This window comes from Methylomonas methanica (assembly GCF_001644035.1).
Lineage (GTDB): Bacteria > Pseudomonadota > Gammaproteobacteria > Methylococcales > Methylomonadaceae > Methylomonas > Methylomonas methanica_A.
Genome location: NZ_LUUG01000130.1, coordinates 1 through 8215, shown reverse-complemented (window position 1 = coordinate 8215; position 8215 = coordinate 1). Strand labels below are relative to the sequence as shown.

The window sequence follows — 8215 nt, the reverse complement described above, 5'->3', positions numbered from 1 at the left end:
TATCGGGGCACCTTGGAGCAATTGAATGGGGAACAGTTACAGAAAGTGAAGCAGGCCAATCTCCACCAATTGGCAAGTCAATCGGTTACCGAGATTTCAGCCAATGTGATTTATGCCATCGTCGATAAACCAGTTGGATAGAGCCTTGCATCTTTCCCTCTATCAATTTTTTTAATAAATGCCAGTAACTAAAAAAGCAAAAAAACTATTGACCTTCCCATCGTGGTAAGCCGAACACTTTGATCACAGTCAATTACAACAGGAGACTTGATCATGAAAACCTTCAATTCCAACCACCTGGCAGACCGCACGGTTTACTTGTCGATAGAGGGCATGACCTGCGCGTCCTGCGCAGGGCGTGTCGAAAAGGCGCTGAATAAGATCCCCGGCGTACAGCAAGCAAGCGTAAATTTAGCCACGGAAAGCGCCCTTATCCGTAGCGACGGCTCAGTGGATACCGACTTACTGATACGAGAAGTCGCGGCGACCGGTTATCGCGCTTCCGTCAAACCGGAGTGGCCGGCAAGCAAACCAAAGTCTCAAGACGGCCTGACGGTGGTGATGTCGGCGCTATTGTCGCTACCGTTACTGGCACCGATGCTACTCGAGCCTTTCGGTACTCAAGTTTCACTGCCGGGCTGGTTGCAACTGGGTTTGGCGACACCGGTCCAGTTCGTATTGGGCGCGCGTTTTTACCGGGTGGGCTGGAAGGCACTCAAAGCCGGTGCCGGCAATATGGATTTGCTGGTGGCCTTGGGTACGAGTGCGGCGTAGGGCTTGAGCGTTTACCAATTGACAAACCGGATTGGCGGTATGGCGCCGCATCTGTATTTCGAGGCGTCAGCCGTGGTGATTAGCTTGGTGTTGACCGGTAAATGGCTGGAGGCGTGGGCTAAGCGGCAAACGGTTTCGGCGATCACTGCTTTACAAGCGCTACAACCGCAAGTCGCTCGTGTCAATCGCGGCAAGCGAGAGTTGGAAATTGCGATTGAAACCGTCAGCGTCGGCGACTTGGTCGTCGTCCGCCCCGGCGAGCGTATCCCGGTCGACGGCACCATCGCCGACGGCCGCAGCCGTATCGACGAATCGATGGTTACCGGCGAAAGCATGCCGATCGCCAAACAACCCGGCGATAAAGTGACTGGCGGCGCCATCAACGGCGAAGGCTTGTTGGTGGTGCATACCGATGCGGTCGGCGCAGAGACTTCATTAGCAAAAATGATTCGCTTGATCGAGAACGCACAGTTGGCCAAGGCGCCGATTCAACATTTGGTGGATAAGGTCAGCGCATGGTTCGTGCCGGCGGTACTAGCCATTGCCTTGATGACCTGGCTAGGCTGGTGGTTGTATGGTGCCGCCATGGAAACCGCGATTATCAACGCCGTATCGGTATTGGTAATCGCCTGTCCCTGTGCGCTGGGTTTGGCAACGCCTGCCGCACTGATGGCCGGCACCGGTATTGCCGCCCGCCACGGAATCCTGATCAAAAACCCTGAAGTGCTAGAAGTCGCCCATCGTATTACCACGGTCATATTCGACAAGACCGGAACCTTGACGCAGGGAAAAGCTTATCTGGTCGAAGCCGTACCGTTGAGTATCGACCGCGAACACTTGTTGCGGCTGGCCGCTTCGCTGCAAACTGGTAGCGAGCATCCTTTGGTAAAGGCCGTACTCAAAACAGCAAATGAGTTACAGATTCAAACCTTGCCGGTAGATGCCGTCACGGCTTTGCCTGGACGAGGGCTATCCGGACGAGTGAATAACCAAGATTTGCGTTTGGGCAATAGCCGCTTGATGTCTGAATTGGGCATTGATCTAGGTGAGCTGGCGGAACGTGCCCAAGCCTTGGAGCTTGCCGGCAATACGTTGTCCTGGCTGGCGATGGCCGCGCCGCAAAAACGATTGCTTGGCATGATGGCCTTTGGTGACCGACTCAAAACGACTGCATATCCTGCCATCAAAAAATTACAGGCATTGAATATCCAAACCGTATTGTTGAGCGGTGATAATCGCGGCAGCGTCAATGCAGTCGGCCAGGCTTTAGGCATCAGTGACATAGTTGCCGAAGTATTGCCGGCGGAGAAGGCCTATCAAGTGGAATTGCTGAAACAGCATAAACACCATGTGGCAATGGTTGGCGACGGCATCAACGATGCGCCGGCACTGGCGGCCGCCGACGTCGGCATTGCCATGGCGACCGGCACCGATATCGCGAAACAGCCTGCCGGCATTACGCTGATGCACGGCGACCCTATACTGGTAGGTGACGCGCTCGATATTGCACAGCGAACCTACCGCAAAATCCAGCAAAATTTGTTTTGGGCGTTTAGTTACAACCTCGCTGCCATCCCATTGGCGGCTCTGGGTTTACTCAACCCGCAACTGGCCGGAGCGGCGATGGCATTCAGTTCGCTGAGCGTGATTGGCAACGCCTTATTGCTGAGGACTTGGAAACCCGCCGGCTTCTTGCAATCCGTCAGGCATTAACCGAACCTGCTTGCGGACGGTGAACTTGCCGCCCGCAACGCTGTGTACATCCATGTTGGAGAGTGATCGATGAATATCAGCCAAGCTTCGAAAATGACTGGCGTATCCGCCAAAATGATTCGTCACTACGAAAGTATCGGACTGATCAGAAAAAGCGTACGCACCGTATCGGGCTACCGGACCTACAACGATACCGATTTGCAGGTGTTGCGAATGATCAAACGAGCTCGGGGTCTGGGGTTTTCGCTGGACCAAATCCGCGATCTGGTTTCGCTGTGGCAAGACCCGGCGAGGGCCAGCGCTGATGTCAAAGCGCTGGCCCAATCCCATGTCGACGATTTGAACCGACACATTGCCGAATTGACTGAAATGCGCGACATTCTGGCCCGGTTGGCGCAAACCTGTAGCGGGGACAATAAACCAGATTGTCCGATTATCGATACATTGGTACTCGGCCAGCAGATGGCTTAAAGCTATTCGAACTCGGGATTCTTGTTCTGTTCGGTAAAACTATCGAGTAATTCACAATTACTGAACCGACTTAAATTATGTCCCCTATTACATATGACGAAGTAATTGAACGGTGGTTGTAAACTCTACACCTGTCATTGCTGTAAAAAACTGATTGTCTCTTAATGGCCATAGTGACGCAGCGATAATTTCTATTTGCTCGCCTAAATCCGGACACTCAAACGGGTGTCGGATGCCTTTAACAGTTAAAATTAGATCGTGACCTTGACCGGCAGGTATTGGCCGAACACAGCCTAACGTACTGAACGGGATGACATGAACTTGGAACCCGTCAACAATCCGCATAAGTTTGCAGAAGGTTTGCGGACGAGTTTAATAGCCCCCTCGCCAGGATTAGCGGGTTTGGTGCTAAGGAAAAAACCGGCGAGATCGGCGTTACGCCTGACTTAAACTAGTAGACCCCATTCGGCGCCTTTATCCTTTCGTGGTAGTCGTACACTATTTTTCGGCGTTGCCTGTATAATCGTCAGCAGAGTTGGCCGAACAGTCGCCGTTTTATGTAAATAAAAGGGAGGAAAGTCCGGGCTCCATAGGGCAGGGTGCCAGGTAATGCCTGGGAGGCGTGAGCCTACGGAAAGTGCCGCAGAAAATATACCGCCTGGTTCTTCGGAACCCGGTAAGGGTGAAATGGTGCGGTAAGAGCGCACCGCGCAACTGGTAACAGGTGTGGCAGGGTAAACCCCACCCGGAGCAAGATCAAATAGAGGAGCATTGGCGTGGCCCGCGTTGCTCCTGGGTAGATTGCTTGAGCGTCAGAGTGATCTGACGCCTAGATGAATGGCTGTTCACGACAGAACCCGGCTTACAGGCCAACTCTTTCTCTTCTTTTTCTTTTGCAATCCGCAAAACATTCCATGACAGCAAAAACCGACGAATTTTTCCGCAAGGCAGATCAGTTGATTGCCGCCGGCCGCTTCATCGACGGCAAGGGCTGGGTACCCGCTACCAGCGGTAATTTCTCCGCCAAACTCAGCGACGGCAATATTGCTATCACTGTGTCCGGCCGGCATAAAGGCCGTTTAGAAGCCGACGACATCATGTTGATCGACAGCAAAGGCCGGTCGTTGGATGGTAAGAAACCGTCTGCAGAAACGCTGTTGCATACATCGATTTATCGACGTTTTCCTGACGTGCAGGCGGTGTTACACCCGCACTCCATCAACGCCACGTTGACGGCGCGTTTGTTCAAGCATGAGATCGTGCTGAAGGATTACGAACTACTCAAGGCGTTTACCGGCATCAACACCCACGAAACCCGCATTTCCATTCCCATCTTCGGCAACGATCAGGACATTCCTCGATTGGCCGACAAGGTGGAAAATTATCTGGACCGCCATGACCATGCTGTTTACGGCTATATTATCGCCGGTCACGGTTTTTATACTTGGGGCGCATCCGTAGACGACGCCTTGCGTCACCTGGAAGCACTGGAATTTTTATTTGATGTTGAAATTCGCCTACATGGAGTAACACGATTATGAGCGCATTAACCCTTTACCCCGCCGATAAACCGCAACAAGGCAATACGTTTCGCGACTTTGCCGGCATCGCCGAACAACTACAAGGCATTGGCGTAAAGTTCGAACGCTGGCACGCCGATTGCGAATTTGCGGCGGCGGACGATGCCGAGGCGGTATTAAAGGCTTATGAAAGTTCGATAGACAAACTCAAACAAGAATACGGCTTTCAGTCGGTGGACGTGATTAGCCTGAACTCCGATCATCCGAATAAAGATGCGTTACGGCAGAAGTTTTTAGCCGAACACACCCACAGCGATTTCGAAGTGCGCTTCTTCGTGGAAGGCAAAGGGCTGTTTTATCTGCATGTGGGAGACCAGGTTTATGCGGTACTGTGCGAGCAAGGCGATCTGATTAGCGTGCCGGCCAACACCACGCATTGGTTCGATATGGGCGAAACTCCGGCGTTTAAATGCATCCGGTTATTCACGACCGAAGACGGCTGGGTGGCGGAGTTTACCGGCAACCCGATTGCGGAAAGTTTTCCGACGCTGGACCAATATCTGACGACGTTATGATAAAAGCCATCGTCACCGATATCGAAGGTACGACGTCGTCGCTGTCGTTTGTGAAGGATGTGTTGTTTCCGTATGCCCGCGCGCACTTGCCGGGTTTTATTAGAAGCAGTCAAGCGCAAGCCGAGATAAAGCCACTATTGGCTGAGGCCAAGGAAATTGCCGGCGGCGAACTGGATGAGGAGGCGCTAATCGCGCAATTTATCCACTGGATAGATACCGATCAAAAAATTACGCCATTAAAATCCTTACAGGGTTTGATCTGGCAGGATGGCTATCGTAACGGCGATTTCACCGGCCATGTCTACGAAGATGCCGTGCGCAACCTAAGAAATTGGTTTGGCCTGGGCTATAAGCTGTATGTCTATTCCTCCGGCTCGGTGCAGGCGCAAAAGCTGTTATTTGGGTACAGCGACTTCGGCGATCTCACGCCAATATTTTCCGGTTACTTCGATACGCACATTGGCGGAAAGAAGGAAGCCCTTTCCTATGAGCGTATTGCCGCGGAGCTTGGTTTGCCGGCCGAACAAATCCTCTTTTTGTCCGATATAAAGGACGAATTGGACGCTGCCCGTCAGGCCGGCTTGGCTACCTGCTGGCTGGTGCGCGAGCAGGCGCCAGATGCCGGCGCCGAACATGTTCAAGTCAGCGATTTTGACGGCATTCATCTGTAAACGCGGCACTATTTGTCTATGAAAATAGCAATCCTGTCGCGCGACGCGACGCTGTATTCCAGCGTCCGGCTGCTGGAAGCCGCCGCCGCTCGCGGCCATGAGGCCAGGGTATTCGATCCGACTCATTGTTATATGAACATCACCTCGATGAAGCCGTCTATCCATTACATGGGCGAAAATCTGGTGGGTTACGATGCGGTCATTCCCCGTATCGGCGCGTCTATCACCTTTTACGGTACGGCGGTCTTGCGGCAGTTCGAGGTGATGAACACCTTCGTGCTAAATAACTCTGCATCGATCAGCCGCTCCCGCGACAAGCTCGCTTCCAGTCAATTGCTGGCCCGCAAGGGCATCGACTTGCCGATTACTGCGTTTGCTCACAACCCGGACAATATCGAAGATCTAATAGCCGAAGTCGGCGGCGCGCCGCTGGTGATCAAATTGGTGGAAGGCTCGCAAGGCATAGGCGTCGTTCTCGCCGAAACCCATAACGCCGCGCATAGCGTGATTCAGGCCTTCATGGGCCTAAACGCCAATATCATGGTGCAGGAATTCATTCAGGAAGCAGCCGGTAGCGACATCCGCTGCTTCGTGATCGGCGACAAGGTAGTGGCGGCGATGAAACGCCAAGGCCGCGAAGGCGAGTTTCGTTCCAATCTGCATCGTGGCGGCACGGCCACGCTAGTCAGGCTGACTCCGCAGGAACGCTCAGCGGCGGTACGCGCCGCGAAAATCATGGGTCTAAATGTCTGCGGCGTCGATTTGCTGCGCTCCAAACGCGGACCTTTGGTGATGGAAGTCAATTCCTCGCCTGGTTTGGAAGGCATAGAAAAGACCAGCGACAAAGATATTGCCGGCTTGATGATCGAATATATTGAAAAGAATGTCGGGAAAAATAAATCCGGGTAATCGGCGACCCGGATTTAGTAAACAGAATAGTTAAAGCGTTCGAGGGTAGAGCGCGGGTTGGGCAAACAAAACCCAGCCGATATTGTCTATTTTTCCAGTGTCACAAATGCCAGTTTGGAAATACCGGCATGTTGCACTGTCGCCATCACTTCCGCAACTTTGCCGTAATTCACGCCTTGATCGGCATAAATATGAATGATTAGCTCGGGGTTGCCGGCCAACTCGTTCCTTAGCGTCGTATCCAACGCCGCTAAATCGGCCACGGCGTTTTTATTCAGGGTCACGGCGCCTTGCGCGTCGATACCCAATTGCATCGGCTGTTTTTCCAAATCCGGCGTAGTGGAGGCCGTTTTCGGCAAAGCCACGTTGACCGATTGGGTCAACAACGGTGCGGTGACCAACAAGATAATCACCAACACCAACATCACATCTACCAGTGGCGTAACATTAATCTCGCTAACCGGCCCGTCGTCGTCTGAGTTTGTTTTAAATCCCATGTAATTAATCCTTGTTTTTACTGGTATTGATGTTTGAGTCGCCGAAGGCGATGTGGAGAAAACCCTCGACGAAATTTTCCAGCGAAGCCCGATGGTGCTTGGCGCGACGCTGGAAGAAATTATAGGCCAACACTGCCGGTACGGCTACGGCGATACCGATAGCAGTGGCAATTAATGCATCGCCGATAGGCCCGGCTACTACGTCCAAACTGGCCGAACCGCTGGCGCTGATGTCGTGCATGGCATGCATAATGCCAAGCACGGTACCGAACAGGCCGACGAATGGCGCGGTACTGCCGATACTGGCCAGCATGGTCAAGCCGCTTTCCATCCGGCGTTGCTCGTCCTGAGTCTGTTTACGCAGGGTTTGTTCCAGCAAGTCTTGTGGGGAGCCACGAAACTTCAGGCTGGTGCAGGTTTCCGGGTGCGTCATCTCCGCCAGCCAGGCAAATCCGCAGCCGGCGATGCGGGCTTTCGGGCCGCGCGCGGTTTCCGGAGGCAGTTGTTCAGCAGCTTTTAAATCGGTAGCGTCCCAAAAAGCGGTGTTGTACTGTTTGTTGTAATAATTATTCTTGGCAAACTGCCAGATTTTGAAAAAAATCAAAGTCCACGTTATCAACGAAAACGCCAGCAATGTGTAAAGGGTAGCGTCGATAACCGCTTCCGGGGCTATATGGTAGGGCATTAATCTCTCCGATTTTTATTCACGCAAAGTAAAAATTATTGGCACAATCACCGAACTGGCCACCGGCGTTTCGCCGCGTTTGGCCGGAATGAATTTCCATTTTTTCACGGCTTCCACCGCCGATTCGTCAAGCATTTCGTGGCCGCTGCTATGTTCGACAGCCACCGAATCGCTCAAGCCTTCCGCCGACACCTGCACCCGCAACATCACCTTGCCCTGCCATCCGCGGCTTTTAGCAATCATCGGATATTCAGGCTTGGGGTTGTGGGCGTAGTTGGCCCGAAAATTAGCTTCGGTAAACTGCTCGGCGTTGGTCGCGGTAGTGCTGGTTGTCGTAGTCGTCACCGGTGTGCTGTTCGCGGTACTGGTTACCGGCGTCGGTTGCGGCTCGGAAACAGGC

General features: G+C 53.0%; 10 protein-coding genes and 1 other RNA gene. 8 read left to right on the top strand and 3 right to left on the bottom strand.

Annotated features, from left to right (window positions below):
• Positions 1-273: 273 nt before the first annotated feature.
• From A1332_RS26385 to rimK, 8 genes are all read left to right on the top strand, one after another.
• The gene (locus tag A1332_RS26385) at positions 274-774 is read left to right on the top strand and encodes a cation transporter (RefSeq protein ID WP_064010734.1); all 501 of its coding nucleotides are present in this window, start codon (positions 274-276) and stop codon (positions 772-774) included.
• A 3-nt stretch (positions 775-777) separates the two neighbouring features.
• Complete coding sequence (locus A1332_RS23020; RefSeq protein ID WP_269454673.1) at positions 778-2487, top strand: copper-translocating P-type ATPase; 1710 nt, start codon at positions 778-780, stop codon at positions 2485-2487.
• Between the two features lie 69 nt (positions 2488-2556).
• Positions 2557-2958: a Cu(I)-responsive transcriptional regulator gene (gene cueR, locus A1332_RS23015; RefSeq protein ID WP_064010732.1), complete on the top strand. Its 402-nt coding sequence runs from the start codon at positions 2557-2559 to the stop codon at positions 2956-2958.
• 531 nt (positions 2959-3489) lie between these two features.
• Positions 3490-3839, top strand: an RNA gene (rnpB, locus tag A1332_RS23010) — RNase P RNA component class A.
• Positions 3840-3872: 33 nt separating this feature from the next.
• Positions 3873-4499, top strand: coding sequence for a methylthioribulose 1-phosphate dehydratase (locus tag A1332_RS23005; protein WP_157204092.1), 627 nt, complete (start codon positions 3873-3875; stop codon positions 4497-4499).
• Positions 4496-5053: a 1,2-dihydroxy-3-keto-5-methylthiopentene dioxygenase gene (locus tag A1332_RS23000; protein ID WP_064010730.1), complete on the top strand. Its 558-nt coding sequence runs from the start codon at positions 4496-4498 to the stop codon at positions 5051-5053. The genes A1332_RS23005 and A1332_RS23000 overlap by 4 nt, the downstream gene beginning before the upstream one ends.
• Entirely contained in the window at positions 5050-5724 is a 675-nt protein-coding gene (gene mtnC / locus A1332_RS22995) for an acireductone synthase (protein ID WP_064010729.1), read from the top strand. Before A1332_RS23000 ends, mtnC begins: the two co-directional genes overlap by 4 nt.
• A gap of 18 nt (positions 5725-5742) precedes the next feature.
• Complete coding sequence (gene rimK, locus A1332_RS22990; RefSeq protein WP_064010728.1) at positions 5743-6633, top strand: 30S ribosomal protein S6--L-glutamate ligase; 891 nt, start codon at positions 5743-5745, stop codon at positions 6631-6633.
• Between the two features lie 86 nt (positions 6634-6719).
• On the opposite strand, the gene A1332_RS22985 is transcribed toward rimK, so the two are convergent.
• The 3 genes from A1332_RS22985 to A1332_RS22975 form a co-directional block, all read right to left on the bottom strand.
• Positions 6720-7130: an ExbD/TolR family protein gene (locus A1332_RS22985; RefSeq protein WP_033157489.1), complete on the bottom strand. Its 411-nt coding sequence runs from the start codon at positions 7128-7130 to the stop codon at positions 6720-6722.
• Positions 7131-7134: 4 nt separating this feature from the next.
• Positions 7135-7815 carry a MotA/TolQ/ExbB proton channel family protein gene (locus A1332_RS22980; protein WP_064010727.1) on the bottom strand — a complete coding sequence of 227 codons (681 nt, stop codon included), beginning with the start codon at positions 7813-7815 and terminating at the stop codon, positions 7135-7137.
• Between the two features lie 15 nt (positions 7816-7830).
• Positions 7831-8215: energy transducer TonB (locus A1332_RS22975; RefSeq protein WP_231890399.1), on the bottom strand; the 385-nt coding region annotated here is incomplete at its 5' end.

Coding starts and splice junctions, on each gene's coding strand:
- mtnC (WP_064010729.1), top strand. CDS start 5,050: ATGATAAAAGCCATCGTCACCGATATCGAAGGTACGACGTCGTCGCTG.
- rimK (WP_064010728.1), top strand. CDS start 5,743: ATGAAAATAGCAATCCTGTCGCGCGACGCGACGCTGTATTCCAGCGTC.
- A1332_RS23005 (WP_157204092.1), top strand. CDS start 3,873: ATGACAGCAAAAACCGACGAATTTTTCCGCAAGGCAGATCAGTTGATT.
- cueR (WP_064010732.1), top strand. CDS start 2,557: ATGAATATCAGCCAAGCTTCGAAAATGACTGGCGTATCCGCCAAAATG.
- A1332_RS22980 (WP_064010727.1), bottom strand. CDS start 7,815: ATGCCCTACCATATAGCCCCGGAAGCGGTTATCGACGCTACCCTTTAC.
- A1332_RS26385 (WP_064010734.1), top strand. CDS start 274: ATGAAAACCTTCAATTCCAACCACCTGGCAGACCGCACGGTTTACTTG.
- A1332_RS23000 (WP_064010730.1), top strand. CDS start 4,496: ATGAGCGCATTAACCCTTTACCCCGCCGATAAACCGCAACAAGGCAAT.
- A1332_RS22985 (WP_033157489.1), bottom strand. CDS start 7,130: ATGGGATTTAAAACAAACTCAGACGACGACGGGCCGGTTAGCGAGATT.